Annotated in this window: 16 protein-coding genes; 8 read left to right on the top strand and 8 right to left on the bottom strand. The window is 59.9% G+C overall.

Annotated features, from left to right (window positions below):
- Positions 1–38: 38 nt before the first annotated feature.
- The gene (locus AOA60_RS30015) at positions 39–1,541 is read right to left on the bottom strand and encodes a nucleobase:cation symporter-2 family protein (RefSeq protein ID WP_099587352.1); all 1,503 of its coding nucleotides are present in this window, start codon (positions 1,539–1,541) and stop codon (positions 39–41) included.
- 157 nt (positions 1,542–1,698) lie between these two features.
- Here AOA60_RS30015 and AOA60_RS30020 point away from each other — a divergent pair, with 157 nt between their 5' ends.
- A complete protein-coding gene (locus AOA60_RS30020) occupies positions 1,699–2,532 on the top strand; it encodes a nucleoside-binding protein (RefSeq protein ID WP_099587353.1) in 834 nt (277 codons plus the stop codon).
- Here the strand turns inward: AOA60_RS30020 and punC are convergent.
- The gene (punC, locus tag AOA60_RS30025; RefSeq protein WP_099587354.1) at positions 2,529–3,707 is read right to left on the bottom strand and encodes a purine nucleoside transporter PunC; all 1,179 of its coding nucleotides are present in this window, start codon (positions 3,705–3,707) and stop codon (positions 2,529–2,531) included. The two genes, AOA60_RS30020 and punC, sit on opposite strands and share 4 nt — an antisense overlap.
- Before the next feature lie 122 nt (positions 3,708–3,829).
- On the opposite strand from punC, the gene punR reads away from it, so the two are divergent.
- A complete protein-coding gene (gene punR, locus AOA60_RS30030) occupies positions 3,830–4,753 on the top strand; it encodes a DNA-binding transcriptional activator PunR (protein ID WP_099587355.1) in 924 nt (307 codons plus the stop codon).
- Here the strand turns inward: punR and AOA60_RS30035 are convergent.
- A complete protein-coding gene (locus AOA60_RS30035) occupies positions 4,725–5,903 on the bottom strand; it encodes an acetylornithine transaminase (protein WP_099587356.1) in 1,179 nt (392 codons plus the stop codon). The two genes, punR and AOA60_RS30035, sit on opposite strands and share 29 nt — an antisense overlap.
- 96 nt (positions 5,904–5,999) lie before the next feature.
- On the opposite strand from AOA60_RS30035, the gene AOA60_RS30040 reads away from it, so the two are divergent.
- Positions 6,000–6,905, top strand: a complete 906-nt coding sequence (locus AOA60_RS30040) for a LysR family transcriptional regulator (RefSeq protein ID WP_099587357.1) — start codon at positions 6,000–6,002, stop codon at positions 6,903–6,905.
- On the opposite strand, the gene AOA60_RS30045 is transcribed toward AOA60_RS30040, so the two are convergent.
- Positions 6,902–7,525 (bottom strand): HAD family phosphatase, encoded by a 624-nt coding sequence (locus tag AOA60_RS30045; protein WP_099587358.1) that lies wholly within the window; start codon positions 7,523–7,525, stop codon positions 6,902–6,904. The genes AOA60_RS30040 and AOA60_RS30045 overlap by 4 nt on opposite strands.
- A 155-nt stretch (positions 7,526–7,680) precedes the next feature.
- Positions 7,681–8,877, bottom strand: coding sequence for an enoyl-ACP reductase FabV (fabV, locus tag AOA60_RS30050; protein WP_099587567.1), 1,197 nt, complete (start codon positions 8,875–8,877; stop codon positions 7,681–7,683).
- A 310-nt stretch (positions 8,878–9,187) separates the two neighbouring features.
- Here fabV and AOA60_RS30055 point away from each other — a divergent pair, with 310 nt between their 5' ends.
- The 4 genes from AOA60_RS30055 (at position 9,188) to AOA60_RS30070 (ending at position 12,363) form a co-directional block, all read left to right on the top strand.
- Entirely contained in the window at positions 9,188–10,012 is an 825-nt protein-coding gene (locus AOA60_RS30055) for an aspartyl/asparaginyl beta-hydroxylase domain-containing protein (RefSeq protein ID WP_099587359.1), read from the top strand.
- A gap of 148 nt (positions 10,013–10,160) precedes the next feature.
- Positions 10,161–11,534 (top strand): nucleotide 5'-monophosphate nucleosidase PpnN, encoded by a 1,374-nt coding sequence (ppnN, locus tag AOA60_RS30060; RefSeq protein WP_099587360.1) that lies wholly within the window; start codon positions 10,161–10,163, stop codon positions 11,532–11,534.
- Positions 11,535–11,656: 122 nt separating this feature from the next.
- Positions 11,657–11,971 (top strand): AbrB/MazE/SpoVT family DNA-binding domain-containing protein, encoded by a 315-nt coding sequence (locus tag AOA60_RS30065; RefSeq protein ID WP_178075439.1) that lies wholly within the window; start codon positions 11,657–11,659, stop codon positions 11,969–11,971.
- Entirely contained in the window at positions 11,968–12,363 is a 396-nt protein-coding gene (locus AOA60_RS30070) for a PIN domain-containing protein (protein WP_099587361.1), read from the top strand. The genes AOA60_RS30065 and AOA60_RS30070 overlap by 4 nt, the downstream gene beginning before the upstream one ends.
- A 43-nt stretch (positions 12,364–12,406) precedes the next feature.
- Here the strand turns inward: AOA60_RS30070 and AOA60_RS30075 are convergent, their stop codons facing one another.
- Together AOA60_RS30075 and mqo are read right to left on the bottom strand one after the other, a co-directional pair.
- Positions 12,407–12,736 carry a YXWGXW repeat-containing protein gene (locus AOA60_RS30075; protein WP_099587362.1) on the bottom strand — a complete coding sequence of 110 codons (330 nt, stop codon included), beginning with the start codon at positions 12,734–12,736 and terminating at the stop codon, positions 12,407–12,409.
- Between the two features lie 443 nt (positions 12,737–13,179).
- On the bottom strand, positions 13,180–14,826 hold the full coding sequence (gene mqo / locus AOA60_RS30080; protein WP_099587363.1) for a malate dehydrogenase (quinone): 1,647 nt from the start codon (positions 14,824–14,826) through the stop codon (positions 13,180–13,182).
- A gap of 480 nt (positions 14,827–15,306) precedes the next feature.
- On the opposite strand from mqo, the gene AOA60_RS30085 reads away from it, so the two are divergent.
- Entirely contained in the window at positions 15,307–16,494 is a 1,188-nt protein-coding gene (locus AOA60_RS30085; protein ID WP_099587364.1) for an MFS transporter, read from the top strand.
- 95 nt (positions 16,495–16,589) lie between these two features.
- On the opposite strand, the gene AOA60_RS34080 is transcribed toward AOA60_RS30085, so the two are convergent.
- Entirely contained in the window at positions 16,590–16,808 is a 219-nt protein-coding gene (locus tag AOA60_RS34080) for a hypothetical protein (protein ID WP_099587365.1), read from the bottom strand.
- Positions 16,809–16,874 lie beyond the last annotated feature (66 nt).

A 16,874-nucleotide genomic window follows, 5' to 3' on the forward strand; every position in this document is an offset into this window, starting at 1 on the left:
ATGCCAAGGACTCCCGTCGTCGCGTAGCAGCTATCGGGTCAGGCCTGGCTGACCTCAGTTTTTACCGCTTTCTTCGGCACCTGCGCCACTAATGGAATCTCCTTGCCCTCGGCATCAAACAACTTGCCGCCCCTGAAGTAATCCCCGTCCCGCAGGCCTGCAACGTCGTGGAAACACAAACTGCGCTCAGTCCCTGCCACGAACACCGACTGCTGGTCCGAGTTACCCGCCGTGAAGTGGTTGAACGCCAGATTCAGCAGGATCGCCATGATCGCCGACGAGCTGATGCCCGAGTGAAATATAGTCGCGAACCAGCTGGGGAATTGATCGTAGAAACTCGGCGCCGCGATGGGGATCATGCCAAAACCGATGGAGGTGGCGACGATGATCAGGTTCATGTTGTTGCGGTAATCCACCTTCGACAACGTGCGAATACCACTGGCCGCCACCGTGCCGAACAGCACAATCCCGGCACCGCCGAGCACCGAGGTCGGCACCGCCGCGATGACCCGGCCCATAAACGGCAGCAGGCCGAGGATCACCAGGAACAGGCCACCGGTGGCCACCACGAAGCGACTCTTCACCCCGGTCACCGCCACCAGGCCGACGTTCTGGGCGAATGCACTCTGCGTGAATGAACCGAAGATCGGCGCGAACATGCTCGACAGCATGTCGGCGCGCAGGCCGTTACCCAGGCGTTTGGAGTCAACTTTGGTGTCGATGATTTCGCCCACGGCCAGGATGTCCGCCGAGGTTTCCACCAGGGTCACCATCACCACGATGCACATGGAAATGATCGCCGCGATGTGGAAGGTCGGCATGCCGAAATGGAAGGGCGTCGGGAAACCAAACATCGGGCCTTGGGTTACGCCGGAAAAGTCCGCCATGCCAAGGAACACCGCGATCACCGTGCCGATTACCATCGCCAGCAGGATCGACAGGCGCGAGATGGTCGCGCTGCCAATCTTGCTCAATAGCAGCACCAGCACCAGGGTCAACGCCGCCAGGCCGATATTGGACATGCTGCCGAAATCCGCCGCACGGCTGTTACCGCCCATGGCCCAGCGCGCTGCCACGGGCATCAAGGTCAGGCCGATGGTGGTGATCACAATGCCGGTCACCAAGGGTGGGAAGAACTTGGTGATCCGCGAGAACACCGGCGTGATCAGCAGCCCGATAAACGACGCGGACATCACCGCCCCGAGAATCGCCGGCACCCCGCCAGCACCGTCGCTGCCGACAATCGCCACCATAGTGGCCACACCGGCAAACGACACGCCTTGCACCAGCGGCAACTGACAACCAAAAAACGGCAGGCCAAGGGTTTGCAACAGGGTCGCCAGGCCACCGGCAAACAGCGAGGCGGCGATCAACAGACCAATATCGGCAGGTGACAACCCAGCCGCCTGGCCGACGATCAAGGGTACCGCGACGATGCCGCCGTACATGGTGAGCACATGCTGCAGGCCGTAAGCCATGTTGGCGGCGACGCCGAGATTCTCATCTTCTGGCCGCTGCGGTGACGCCTTCGGGATAGTCATGGTGAGGGGTTCTCTGTTTTTGTTGTGCGGCCACTGTATGCAATGTTAGGACTAGATGTCCATAGAGTTGTATACAATCAATCGAACAAGATACCCTCCTTCGGCGTTACAAAAACAATCCGGCCGTGATGAGCCAGAACGCCAAAGGACCACAACCATGAAAAAGGTATTACAGGGCGCCACCGTTGCACTCACCCTCCTCGGCGGTGGGGAGGCTGTCGCGGTGGAATGGATGAACAACAGCCTGGGCTTTCGCTATGGCCAGCAGTTCACCAACCCGAACAATCCCGACGACTTCAGCAAACGCATCTACAGCTTCACCCACGCCAGCGGCTACCAATACGGCAGCAATTTCCTGAATCTGGATGTGTTCCTGTCCGACAGCAGCGACCCACGCAAGGGCACCGATCACGGTGGCAGCGAGGTGTATGCCGTATACCGGCATCAGTTGTACGCCTCACGTGTATTGGATGTGCCGCTGGGCACCGGGCTGATCAAGGATTACGCGCTGACCCTGGGCTTTGATGCCAACCGCAACAACAACTTTGCCTCGGCGAAAAAACGCGCGCTGGTGATTGGCCCGACCTTGAAGTTCAACACCGTGGGCGTGCTGGACCTGAGCCTGATGTACTACAAGGAAAAGAACCACACCGGCATCCCCGGCGCGCAGGAATCGAACCACGCCTTCGACGACACCTACCTGCTTAACCTGACCTGGATGCGTCCATTCGAGATCGCCAGCCACGCGGCGAAATTCCAGGGGTTTATCAATTACGTCGGGGAAAAAGGTGAGGACTACCATGGCCGCGACACGGCGCCGGAGGCCTTGATGCGCACAGCGTTGATGGTGGCGGTACGGCCGGGTAAAAGCGTGAAGCCGAACCTGTACCTCGGGGTGGGTTACGAGTACTGGCATAACAAGTTCGGTGTAGACGGCGGCCGGGGCAGCCGCACGTCGACGCCGACGGTGAATATGGAAATAACGTTCTAGGCAGCGGCCAACTCGGAGTCGTCCGCCTTCGGCCGCGCCAGCCAGTAGCCCAACACCGCCAGTGGCGCGGTCGCCAGCATCACGATCACGGTAATCAGCAGCGGTTGCTCGATCATCGACGACACCAGCAGGCTGCTGAGGAAACACAGGCCCAGTTGCAAGGTGTTTTGCAGCGCCGCCGCCTTGCCGGAGTTTTCCGCAAACGGCATCAGCGCATTCGCTACCACAATCGGATAACTCGCACCGTTGACCAACGCCATCAGGCAGAACGGAATCAGCAACGTGGTGAGGGTCGGCACGGTCAAGGTCGCAACCAGGTAAAGCGCCAGCATGCTGATGCAATAGGCCACCAGCAACCAGGGCAACAGCGTCTTGCCCTGGAAACGCTGCAGGGCACTGCGGCAACTGTAGCCACCCACCAGAAACGCCAGTGTCGGCAGTACGTAGCTCAGGCCGATGTCATTCGGGCTGTAGCCCATGTCGCCAAGGATGAAAGGCGAAGCGGTCAGCCAGGCAAAGAAACTGGCGGAGCAGGCAGCGAAGATCATTACGTTGCCGGTGAACACCCGAGACGTCAGCAACTGCGTATAACCCAGGCGCGATGGTGCTTCAGTCCGCAGCTTCGGCACGTTGCGCAGGAACAACGTCGGCAGCAGCAACAGCAGCGAAACGCCCAGCAGCACCCCGAAGATCGCCTGCCAGCCAAAGTGATTCAGCACCATCGCGCCCAGCAGCGGCGCCAGGGCCGGCGACAGCGACATCAACGGCATGATGCTGGCGAACACCCGGTGAGCCTTGTCGGCCGGATAGCGATCAATCACCAGCGCCTGCCAGCTCACGGCAGCAGAACACACGCCAATCGCCTGCATAAAACGCAAGGCCAGCAGTTGCGGTGCCGTCTCGACCCAGAACATCCCGGCGCAGCCCAGCACAAACAGGCTCAAGCCTGCGAGCAGAATGGGCTTGCGGCCCAGGCGGTCGGACAACGGCCCCCACAACAACTGTCCCAGGGCAAAGCCGGCGAGGAAAATGCTCAAGCTGGCACCCACCGCGCCCGCGCCAATCTGCAACTGTTCGCCCATGGCGCCGAACGCCGGCAAGTACATGTCCATGGCCAGATAACCGAGCATGCTCAGCCCCGCCAGATACCAAGTGAAACCAAAAGAATTTTTCATTGAAGCCTTGTCGATCCTGCCATCAAACTATTTGCTGACTGGCGCCCATTATGAAGCTGACAGATTGCGTGTGAAGCGATAATAATTGGACACTCCTATCAATAATTTTGAAGGCAAGCATTATGTGGTCTGAATACTCCCTGGATGTCGTCGATGCGGTGGCGCGCCACGGCAGCTTCAGCGCCGCCGCTCAAGAATTGCACCGCGTCCCATCGGCTATCAGCTACACGGTGCGCCAGCTTGAAGAATGGCTGGCGGTGCCGCTGTTTGTGCGGCGCCATCGCGACGTCGAGCTGACCCCCGCAGGCCGTCTGTTTATAGACGAAGCCCGAGGCGTGATGAAAAAAATGCTCGGCACGCGGCGATTGTGCCAGCAGGTGGCGAACGGTTGGAGCGGCCAGTTGAAGGTAGCCGTGGACTCCATCGTCAAACCTCAGCGCTGCCGGCAATTGGTGCTGGATTTCTATCGACAGTTTCCCGAGGTGGAATTGTTGCTGGAGTACGAGGTGTACAACGGCGTGTGGGATGCCCTGGCCGATGAGCGCACCGACATTGTGATCGGCGCCACCAGCGCGGTGCCGGTGGCCAGTCACTTCACTTTCCGCGACATGGGCTTGTTGAACTGGCTGTGCGTGGTCAGCGCCAGGCATCCATTGGCGGCCGTGCAAGGCCTGCTCAGTGATGACCAACTGCGCCCGTACGCCTCGCTGTGCATGACCGACACCTCACGTAACCTGCCCAAGCGTGATACCTGGACGCTGGATAACCAACGGCGGCTGGTGGTGCCGAACTGGGCATCCGCCATCGATTGCCTGCGCGATGGCCTGTGCGTCGGCATGGCGCCGGCGCATCAGGTGTTGCCATGGATCGAACGCGGTGAACTGGTAGCGCTGCAATTGACCCGGCCCTTCCCTGCCAGCCCGTCGTGCGTGGCCTGGGCACAGAACAAACTGTCCCCGGCCATGGCGTGGTTGCTCGAATACCTGGGCGATAAAGAAACCATGAACCAGGAATGGCTCAATGGACCTGATCCAATAACCGGGTGATGGCCCGCACGATCATCTCGACCTCTTTGGCATCCAGGGTCAGCGGCGGCAACAGGCGAATGACCTTGCCCCGCGTCACGTTGATCAATAGCCCATGTTCCTGGGCGGCGCGCTGGGCAAGGTCGCGGCAGGGGCTGGCCAATTCGATACCGATCATCAAGCCCTGCCCGCGAATCGCCAGCACCTGCGGGTGCTCGTCCAATTCCATGCGTAACCGCGCCAGCAAGCGTTCGCCTTGTTGCGCAGCGTTCTGCAACAGGCCCTGCTCGTCGATGATGTCCAGCACGGTGCAGCCCACCCGACACGCCAGCGGGTTGCCGCCGAAGGTGCTGCCATGGCTGCCCGGCGTGAACAACTGAGCGACCGCCGTCCGGGCGAGGCAGGCGCCAATGGGCACGCCGTTGCCGAGGCCTTTGGCCAGGGTGATCACGTCCGGCACGATGCCTTCGTGCTGGAACGCAAACCACGCGCCGGTACGGCCGATGCCCGTCTGAATTTCATCGAGCATCATCAACCAGCCGTGGCGCGTGCAGTGGTCGCGCAAGGCTTGCAGGTAACCCGGTGGGGCTGGCAACACGCCACTTTCGCCCTGGATCGGCTCCAGCAAGACCGCCGCAATCCGCGTACCAAGGGTTTTGGTGAGCGCTTCGATGGCCGCCAGATCACCAAACCGGACTTTGAGAAAATCCCCAGGCAAGCGCTGAAAACCAAGACGCACCGATGGCCCATCACTCGCGGCCATGGTGCCGAGCGTGCGGCCATGGAAGGCGTTTTCCATCACCACCACCAACGGTTCTTCGATGCCTTTTTTCCAGCCGTGCAATCGCGCCAGTTTCAGTGCGGTCTCGTTGGCTTCGGCGCCGGAGTTGTTGAAGAAGGCACGGTCCAGGCCGGACAGTTGTGTCAGGCGCTGAGCCAGCCGCTGCTGCCAGTCGATGCTGTAGAGGTTGGAGGTGTGCAGCAACAGGCCGGCTTGCTCGCTGATGGCTGTCACCAGTTTCGGGTGGGAGTGACCGACGTTGGTTACTGCCACGCCCGCTACCGCGTCCAGGTACTCTCGGCCCTGCTGGTCCCATAGGCGTGTGCCCAGGCCACGGGTAAAACTCAAGGCCAAAGGTTGGTAGGTGGTCATCAGGCAGGCGGCAGTCATGGTGGCAGGCTCCGGTTGGGGTGGTTGAAGTATCGTTAGCCACCTCAGCTGGATAAACTGCACTTTCCTGCAATGACTTTAAATCAGGGATTGATAATGGATCTGTTCCAAGCGATGTCGGTCTACGTGAAAGTGGTGGAGACCGGCAGCATGACCGCCGCCGCCCACGCGTGCGGGATGTCGACCACCATGGTCGGCAACCACCTGCGCGCCTTGGAGCAACGCCTGGGCGTCAGCCTGCTCAAGCGCACCACGCGCAAACAGAGCCTGACGGAGTTCGGTGGCCAGTATTACCAGCGTTGTCTGGAAGTGCTGGGGCTGGTGGCCGATTCCGAGCAATGGGCTGAACAAGCCCACAGTGAAGTTCCCAAAGGCACCCTGCGCATCACCGCCCCACCTGCCTTCGGCACCGAACGCCTGGCGCCCGCCTTGAGCGAATTTTCCCTACGCTACCCCTTGATCAAACTGTACGTGGTGCTCAGCAATCAGCGCATGGACATGGTCGACAGCGGCTTTGACGTCGCGATCCGCCTGGGGGAACTGGAGGCGTCGAGCCTGATCGCGCGGCCGATGCAGGACTACACCATCACCCTCTGCGCCTCACCGCACTACCTGGCACGGCGCGGCACGCCACAGACACCCGAAGACCTGCAACACCACGACTGCCTGGCCTTCGCCTACCCGTCCACCGACGACTGGCGCAATGCAGACAAGCTCTGGCGCATGACCGGCGCAGAGGGCGAGGTGGAAATCCCGGTATCCGGCTCGCTGACCATCAACAGCTCCCAGGCCCTGCGCCAGGCAGCGGTGCAAAGCATGGGCATCGTCATGCTGCCCGACGCCCTGGTGCAACCCGACCTGCAGACCGGCAAGCTGGTGGCATTGCTGACCACCTACCAACTGCCCAGCCGCCCCATGCACTTGCTGTACGGCCAGGACCGTTATCGCCTGCCAAAGCTGCGCGCCTTTGTCGATTTCGCCCTGGAGAAGTGGGCGCGCTAGAACCCCACGCCCAACTCACGCAGCCGAGCCGCCGTGTGTTCAGCCGACACATGGTGAATGCCTCGCCAGCCGAGCGCGACGGCAGCGTCGACATTGTCGGCAACATCGTCGATAAACACGACTTCCCCTGGCTGGATATCGGGCAAATAGGCACGGACCTGACTGAGGCTGGCGTTGTAGATCGCCGGATTGGGCTTGATCAGCTTCAATTCGCCAGACACCACTATGTCGCGAAAACACTTCAGGAATGGGTAGTTGGCCCGGGCATAGGGAAAGGTTTCGGCAGACCAGTTCGTGAGCCCGAATAACGGCATGTTGGCCGTATGCAGCGCCTTGAGAATCGCCACACCGTCAGGCAACGGACCACGCAGCATCTCGTGCCAACGGTCGTAGTACGCGGTGATCAAGGCTTTATGGTGCGGGAATTGATCGACCAGCACCTGCGTGGCTTCGGCCAACGGCCGACCGGCATCCTGCTCGGTGTTCCAGGCCTGGGTGCAAATAGTATCGAGGAACCATTGCCGCTCGTGTTCGTCGGCAATCAGCTTGCGGTACAGGTGTTGCGGGTTCCAATCGAACAAAACACCGCCGAAATCAAAAACTACTGCACGAATCGTCATCAGATCCTCCGTTAGCGTGGCTTGATAGCGGGGGAAGTCTGGCAGATTGAGGCGGGAATGGGAGCGCAACGGCGTGTAGGAATGTTCCCATAAGGAAGCATCTACACCAATCAAATGTGGGAGAGGATTGCTCCCTCCCACAGTTTCAACCGCGTTTAGGCCTGGACCAGACCGTTGATCTTGACGGTCGGGTTCACATCAGCCTCGTAATCCACGCCGTCGATTTCAAAGCCGAACAAGCGCAGGAACTCTGCCTTGTAGCCGGCAAAATCGCTGATCTCGTTGACGTTTTCGTCGGTAACCTGATCCCACAGTGCCGCAACGGCGTCCTGGACCTTTGGCTCCAACTCAGCCAGGTCGGCACGCAAACGACCGTCGGCGTCGAGTTTCGGCTCGCTGCCGTACAGGCTGTCTTTGAACAGGCCGTAGACTTGCTCGATGCAGCCTTCGTGAGTGCCCTGCTCTTTCATCACGCGGAACAGCAACGACAGGTACAACGGCATGATCGGGATCGCCGAGCTTGCCTGGGTAACCACCGCCTTGAGTACCGACACACGGGCGTCGCCTTTCAGTGCGGCCAGGTTGTCGCGCAGGGTCAGGACTTTCTTGTCGAGGTCTTTCTTGGCTTCGCCGATGGAGCCGTTCCAGTAGATGTCCTGGGTCAGCTTCTCGCCGAGGTAGGTGAACGCAGTGGTCTTGGCGCCTTCGGCCAGGACGTCGGCGTCACGCAGGGCGTCGATCCACAATTGCCAGTCAGCGCCACCCATGACATTCACGGTGCCGTCGATTTCTTCCTGGGTCGCAGGCTCAAGGGTGGTGTCGACCACAACGCCTTTGTCGGTATTGATACCGCGCAGGGTCACGGCTTTGCCGATCGGCTTGAGGGTGGAGTTATAGACTTCACCGGTTTTAGGATCGGTACGGCGTGGCGCGGCCAGGCTGTAGACCACCAGGTCGATCTTGCCCAGGTCTTTCTTGATTGTTTCGATGGTCAGGCGCTTGATGTCGTCGGAGAACGCGTCGCCGTTGATGCTCTTGGCGTACAGGCCTTTTTCGACGGCAAACTTCTCGAACGCAGCACTGTTGTACCAGCCGGCGGAGCTGAGCTTGCCTTCTTCGCCTTCTTTCTCAAAAAACACGCCCAGGGTATCGGCGCCGCAGCCAAACGCAGCACTGATGCGCGCGGCCAGGCCGTAGCCGGTGGAAGCGCCGAGGACCAGCACCTTCTTGGGGCCGCCTTCGATGACGCCGTTTTCAGTTACGTAGTTGATCTGCTCTTTGACGTTCGCTTCACAGCCAACAGGGTGAGCGGTCACACAGATAAAGCCACGAACCCGCGGTTTGATGATCATAAAAATTTCTGCCTCTTCCAAGGTGCCGAAGGCCAATGGTGGCCATTCAACTTCAATCGTACCGGTCTATGACGCCCGAAAAACCGAAGCGTCACGATAGACGTAAATCTTCCGTTTACAAAATCCAATCCACACAGTGCTGGCAAGGCTTGAAAACGGTGCAAAGCCTTCACAATTTCGCACTATTTAATACGCCCTTGCGGCGCAGAACGTCTTATCATGACGCAGTTGTTTCAATATGTTTCAAAAACCCCACCACTCGCGGCCACGGATCCGACTGTCGAATGGCGTCCTCCTGGAGCTGAGTTGCATGAACAAGCCTGCTTTGCGTAAAAAAGCGGTATCGGTCGCCTGGGTACTCGGCGTGCTGCTGATTATCGATGTATTCCCCGAAACCACGCTGGTGTTCCTCTGCCTGGTACTGGTGTGCGGTATTTACGACTTCCTGCGTAACGGCCTGTATGACAAGAGCACCATCAAGAAATACTTTATTGGCAGTGGCCGCAACACCTGGCTGTTGGCGCCGTTCAACACGCTGTTCGACCTGCTGAGTTCGCGTAACCGCCACGTTTACACGATGCATGACCTGCCACTCGCCTGGCGACAGGACCTGCAACAGGTGATCGACGACGCTATGGCGCACAAGGATGAAATCATCGGGTACCTGGACGAACGCATGGCCGAGAAGAAGCGCGGCATGTTGTTTTTCCAATGGTACGGCCGGCCGATCGAGACCACCCTGGACATCCCGAAACTGCGGGAGAAACTGCCGTTCGTGAAGACCATCGGTGTGTCCGTCTTCAACGAAAACCGCTCGACCTCCTTTCACTTCGGCCCGCTGCGCATGATGTTCCGCGTGCTCTACAACATGGCGCCGGCGCCCCATCACGAGGGCGTCTACATCCAGGTGGGCAAGCACAAGCATTACTGGCATGACGACCCGCTGTTTATCTTCGATGACACGCTGATGCACGCGTCCTTCAACAAAAATGACGCCAAACGTTACTGTCTGTTTATCGATATCGTACGACCGACGCCGTTGCCGTCCGTGCTCAACGCCGTGATCGCTGGGTTTTCGGGAATGGTCTTTACCCTGCGTCGGGTTTTCTACAAAAACTGGAAGCTGATTCAGTAAGTTCTGCGGCATGATGGGGGTGGACGGTATTTGCGCTGGGCCCTGCGCCTGAGGTAAATATCCGGCTCGTGCGACCGTTTACGGCGCCCACCATTCTCAAGCCATCGCGCCTCCACGGCTGCGGTGGCTGTGCTTTCAAGGAATCAGAATGCTCCAACGCCAAGTCATCAATGCCTCCGTCAGCCCCAAGGGCAGCCTCGAAACCCTGTCCCAACGTGAAGTCCAGCAACTGAGCGAAGCCGGTACCGGCAGCATCTATACCCTGTTCCGCCAGTGCGCCCTGGCGATCCTCAACACCGGCGCGCACATCGACAACGCCAAGACCATCCTCGACGCCTACAAAGACTTTGAAGTGCGCATCCATCAGCAGGATCGTGGCGTGCGCCTGGAACTGCTGAACGCCCCAGCCGACGCGTTTGTCGATGGTGAAATGATCGCCAGTACCCGTGAGATGTTGTTCAGCGCCCTGCGCGACATCGTCTACACCGAGAACGAACTCGACAGCCAGCGCATCGACCTGAGCAACTCCCAGGGCATCACCGACTACGTGTTCCACCTGCTGCGCAACGCCCGCACGCTGCGTCCGGGCGTGGAGCCGAAGATCGTGGTGTGCTGGGGCGGGCACTCGATCAATACCGAAGAATACAAATACACCAAGAAAGTCGGCCACGAACTGGGGCTGCGCAGCCTCGACGTGTGCACCGGTTGCGGCCCCGGCGTGATGAAAGGCCCGATGAAGGGCGCGACCATTTCCCACGCCAAGCAACGCATCACCGGCGGGCGCTACCTGGGCCTGACCGAGCCGGGCATCATCGCCGCCGAAGCGCCGAACCCGATCGTCAACGAACTGGTGATTCTGCCGGACATCGAAAAACGCCTGGAAGCCTTTGTGCGTGTCGGTCACGGCATCATCATCTTCCCGGGCGGTGCCGGCACGGCTGAAGAGTTCCTCTACCTGCTCGGCATCCTGATGCACCCGGACAACCGCGACGTGCCCTTCCCGGTCATTCTCACCGGGCCGAAACAGGCCGCGCCGTATCTGCAACAGCTGCACGCCTTCGTCGGCGCCACCCTCGGCGAAGCGGCGCAGGCGCACTACCAGATCATCATCGACGACCCGGCCGAAGTGGCCCGCCAGATGACCGCCGGCCTCAAGGCGGTGAAACAGTTCCGCCGCGAGCGCAACGATGCGTTCCATTTCAACTGGCTGCTGAAAATCGACGAAGGCTTCCAGCGCCCCTTCGACCCGACGCACGAGAACATGGCCAGCCTGCAACTGAGCCACACGCTGCCACCCCACGAACTGGCGGCCAACCTGCGCCGGGCCTTCTCGGGGATCGTGGCGGGCAACGTGAAGGACAAGGGCATCCGCCTGATCGAAGAGCATGGCCCGTACGAGATCCATGGCGACCCGGCCATCATGAAGCCGCTGGATGAGCTGCTGCAGGCGTTTGTTGCCCAGCACCGCATGAAGTTACCGGGCGGCGCGGCGTATGTGCCTTGTTATCGCGTGGTGCAATAAGGCAACAGGGCTGGCGGTAGGTCATAGTTTGTATCGCTTTGGCCCACGGCCAAGGGTGTGAGTACGGGGAATCCGGACTTGGGTTTGACTATTGCGACTCACTCACACCTGCGAGCCACCCTATGGACCAACGGATATTGTCCTCCATCATTCCTTACCCTAAGGTAAGGAGCATCATGTTGGAGATACTCACTATGGCCACCGCCACACTCACCTCGAAAGGGCAAATCACCATCCCCATACAAGTCAGGACCGCACTCGGCCTCGAAACAGGAGACCGCGTCGAGTTTGTCGAAATGGAAGACGGCAGATTTTCGATCATTGCAGCGAGCAAGACGGTGCAGGACCTCAAGGGGCTGATCCGCAAGCCTGCAGAAGCGGTGTCCATCGACGATATGAACCGCGCCATCGCTGCACGGGGAGCGAATGGCGGATGATCGGGCTGGATACCAACGTACTGGTGCGCTACGTCACCCAGGATGATCCGGTGCAGTCCCCCAAGGCATCCGCCCTGATCGAATCCCTCACCACCCTTGCGCCAGGCTTTGTCAGCCTGGTGTCCGTGGTGGAGTTGGTCTGGGTGTTACAAAGCTGTTACCCGTGCACGAAGAGTGACGTGGTCACCGTTCTGGAAACGTTGCTGCGCACCCGTGAGCTGACCATCGAACACGCCGAAGTCATCTGGCAGGCGCTTCGGCGATTCGCGGCGAACAACGCTGATTTTGCCGACTGCCTGATAGAACGCTGCGCCCACGCAGCCGGGTGTGAATACACCGCCACCTTTGATCTCAAGGCCGCCAAGGCGGCGGCTATGAGACGACTGACCTGAGTCACGGCGTTGCGGCACCGGGCAGGTTTTGTTGATACGAGGCTCAGCGAACCCAACCCCCTACCTGCCAGTGATACCCGTCATTGCGCGGCACCCAGTGCGGATGCACATAGCGATAGCCTTCGCGCACCGGCTCCCAGTGGCCGTGTACCGCCACGTATCGCCCGCCTTCCCAGCGCCAGTAACCGCGCGACCATATGTAACCTTCGCGCACAGGTGGCTCGACTTCAATCACCTGCACCGGCGGAGGTTGCGGCGCAACCACCTCGACATATTCACGTTGCGGCGGCCGGCGCTCATGCACCACACGCTCTTGCACACACCCGGATGCCGCGACGACGACCGCCGCCAATGCCGCATAACGTAGCAACATAGAAAACCCTCGGGCGCTGACGCCCAACACCTGCACCAGTAAAAAAATCCTCCTGTGTTACAGCCGCGCTCCTGCGTGGCATGGGTACTTTTTTAACAGGCAGTATCTGTCAGGTTGCTGAACCCAAGGGCATCAAGAGGCACATGCGACAGTCGGTCGTTTCAACCGTACCAGCACCAGGCCTGCGATCACTACGGCAATACCGGCAGCGCAAACCATTTGGCGCTGCATCTGCATGAGCAACTGAAAAAAGGCTTCAATATTTGAATACTGATCTTCAAGAACCGCTGAACGTTAGCGGTTAAACGTGCAGACCAAATTCCCAGGCTGGCTTGAATGAAGCGCTTGCGCACTTAACACGCACAAAAAAGCCCGCTGACCGTTATCGGTTCAGCGGGCTTTTTGTTACCGGTAGGGTCCTGATTCAGCCCCCCACGAGCGATTTACAGCGCCAGGTCAGACGCCGGCTTGCTCGGCTCAGCCGCAGGCTTGGCAGCCTCGGTCGCCTTGGGAGCAGCCTTCGCCGGGATTACCGGCGGTGTAGGCAGTTGCAGGATATTGGCGGTGTAAGCCCATTCCTTCGCAACAGCTTCAGGGCTGTCATTCAGCTTGGTGCCGTAGCTTGGCACGATCTGGTGCAGTTTTTCCTGCCAGGCCGGGGTAGCGACCTTGTCCTTGAACACTTTCTGCAGCACGGTCAGCATGATCGGAGCCGCGGTGGACGCGCCTGGCGATGCACCCAGCAGGCCTGCAATGGTGTTGTCGGCGGAGCTGACCACTTCGGTACCGAGTTTCAGGACGCCGCCCTGCTCTTCGTCACGCTTGATGATCTGCACGCGCTGACCGGCTTGCCACAGGCGCCAGTCGGATTGCTTGGCGTTCGGGAAGTACTCTTGCAGCGCCTTGAAGCGGTCGTCATCGGACAGCATCAGTTGACCGGCGAGGTACTCGACCAGTGGGTATTCACGAATACCAACCTTGGTCATCGGCCAGATGTTGTGGGTGGTGGTGCTGGTCAGCAGGTCCAGATACGAGCCTTCTTTCAGGAACTTGGTCGAGAAGGTCGCGAATGGGCCAAACAGGATCACGCGCTTGCCATCCAGCACGCGAGTGTCGAGGTGCGGAACCGACATCGGTGGCGCGCCAACCGAAGCCTTACCGTAGGCCTTGGCCAAGTGCTGCTCGGCCACGGTCGGGTTATCGGTCACCAGGAACGAACCACCCACTGGGAAGCCAGCGTATTCCTTGGCTTCAGGAATACCCGACTTTTGCAGCAGGTGCAGTGCACCGCCGCCCGCGCCGATGAACACGAACTTGGCGTCGGTTTCAGTCTTGGTGCCATCTTTCAGGTTTTTGTAGCTGACACGCCACGAACCGTCGGCGTTCTTGGTGATGTCCTGCACTTCGCTCGACAGCTTCAAATCGAACTTAGGCGTGGTTTGCAGGTGAGCAACGAACTGGCGGGTGATCTCGCCGAAGTTCATGTCGGTACCCAGCGGGCTCCAGGTGGCCGCGATTTTCTGGTTCGGGTCACGCCCTTCCATCATCAGCGGAACCCACTTGGCGATCTGCGCCGGGTCTTCGGAGTACTGCATGCCGGCGAACAACGGGCTCGCTTGCAGGGCTTCGTAGCGCTTCTTGAGGAACTTGATGTTGTCATCGCCCCACACAAAGCTCATGTGCGGAGTGGTGTTGATGAACGAACGCGGGTTCTTCAGCACGCCCTGCTGGACCTGCCAGGACCAGAACTGACGGGAGATCTGGAACGCTTCGTTGATCTCGACCGCTTTCGGGATCTCAACGTTGCCGTTCTTGTCTTCCGGGGTGTAGTTCAGCTCAGCCAGGGCCGAGTGACCGGTACCCGCGTTGTTCCAGCCGTTGGAGCTTTCTTCGGCCACGCCATCGAGGCGCTCGACCATTTCCATCGACCATTCCGGTTCCAGCTCGTTAAGCCAGACACCCAGGGTCGCACTCATGATGCCGCCGCCGATCAGCAGCACATCGACTTTCTTTGCCTCTTCCGCGTGAACGGACGTGATCCCCATCGACAAAGCCAGCCCCAGCAGGGCAGTGTTTACTTTCTTAAACATCAGTAGCACCTATGATAAAACGCCATCCGCCCCGCTACCCCAGAGAACGGGCAACCCTCGATCACGCTACGCCAGGCAACGTACCGCGGGGTTTGCACATTCACACGAGGGCCGCAGGGTGGGCACACAAGGCCGACGTATCGACCTCACTTTTATGTCCCTTCTGCGCTGACTTCTTATCATTATTGGCTTCAGCTACCTGGGCGACAGCCAATCGCTGGGACGTATACGGGTGTACGCACCAGGAAAGACTAGACCAAGACGGCGCGCAGAATATCACGGCAAACAGCGTTTATGCGCCGTTTGGCCAATTGACAGCTCTAAATCGCGGCTTTTATCGGGCCGGTGTCAAGTATGGTAGGCGCGACGTGGGGTCACAGGCACGGAACTCTGCCTGAATCAGCGGTTCTAGACACCTTCGCCGCAGCTTGCGTAGCATCGGCGGCTCTCCTTTATGCACTCCTTCCAAACAGGCGATCCATGTCTATCCACCAAACACCCGGGCACGTGCTGCCCGCGCGCAGTGCCGCCAAAATGGAAGCGGCCATGGCTGTGGGCGCTTTCGCAATCGGCACCGGCGAATTCGCCATCATGGGCCTGATGCCCGACATCGCCCAGAACCTGGGTTTAAGCGAACCCCAGGTCGGCCACGCCATCAGCGCCTACGCGCTGGGTGTTATGGTCGGCGCGCCCCTGCTGGCCATCCTCGGCGCCAAGCTGCTGCGCAAACACATGCTGTTGTTGTTGATGGGCCTGTATGCCCTGGGCAACTTTGCCACAGCCTTCACCCCGACCTTCGGCTCGCTGGTGGCCTTCCGCTTTATCAGCGGCCTGCCCCACGGCGCCTACTTCGGCATCGCCGCCGTGGTCGCCTCCAGCATGGTGCCCAACGACAAACGTGCCGGCGCCGTCGCCCGGGTAATGCTCGGCCTGACGCTGGCCATGTTGCTGGGCAACCCCATCGCCACCTTCCTCGGCCAACACCTGGGCTGGCGCTCGGCGTTTGCGCTGGTCAGCGTCATCGCCCTGTGCACCATTGCGCTGGTCTGGCAATTCGTACCCCACCGCCACGACGAACAACGCAGCGACCCGCGCAAGGAACTGCGCGCCTTCACCAAGCCCCAGGTGTGGATGGCCCTGTCCATCGGCGCGATTGGCTTTGCCGGCATGTTCTGCGTGTTCAGCTACCTGGCGCCGACCATGCTCGAAGTGACCAAAGTGTCACCGCAGTGGATCCCCTTCGGCCTCGCCGCGTTTGGCGTCGGCGGCATCATTGGCAACATCGCCGGCGGCAAGCTGTTTGACCGCATGCAATTTCGCGCGGTGGGTTGGATTCTGGTTTGGTCGATGGCCGTGCTGGTGTTCTTCCACTTTGCAGCGAGTTCGCTATGGGGCGTGCTAGTGGGCATCGCATTGGTCGGCACCATGATCGCCCTGGCCGCCCCGTTGCAAATCCGCCTGATGGACATCGCCCATGAAGCACCGAGCCTCGCGGCGGCATCCAACCACGCGGCCTTCAACCTGGCGAACGCGCTGGGGCCATGGTTTGGCGGAATGGCGATTACGGCGGGGTTGGGCTGGACCAGTACCGGCTATATAGGTGCCGCTACGGCGCTGGTCGGGCTGGGCATTTACGTGATCGCGCGGCGCATGAAGGGCGGCCACTGACATTTCCCGCTCCAATCTCAGTTCCAATGTGGGAGGGGGCTTGCCCCCGATAGCAATGGGTCAGTCACCACCCCAGTGACTGCCCCACCACCCCATCAATCATCATGCAACAACCCCGACCCATACTCCCCATAACTGCTCCCCAACCCACTGCCACCAGCATTCATCTTGGTGGCTTTGTTGGGACTGTGGTCGCCAAATGCCTGGCATCCACCTGAAAAGCACGGGTCACTGCTCACGGCTGGGGAAGATGAACAAGCGCTCAACAACAACGCGCCGGTGATCATTGCGATTTTGACGAGGTTTGAAATCATGGTTTCAGTTCCCTGTGGGCTGGAGGCGCTGGGGTCCTCTATTGCAGGGAATCGTAGACCTCAACG

It is taken from the genome of Pseudomonas sp. 2822-17 (genome assembly GCF_002742485.1).
In the GTDB taxonomy this organism is placed as follows: Bacteria; Pseudomonadota; Gammaproteobacteria; order Pseudomonadales; family Pseudomonadaceae; genus Aquipseudomonas; species Aquipseudomonas cyclaminis.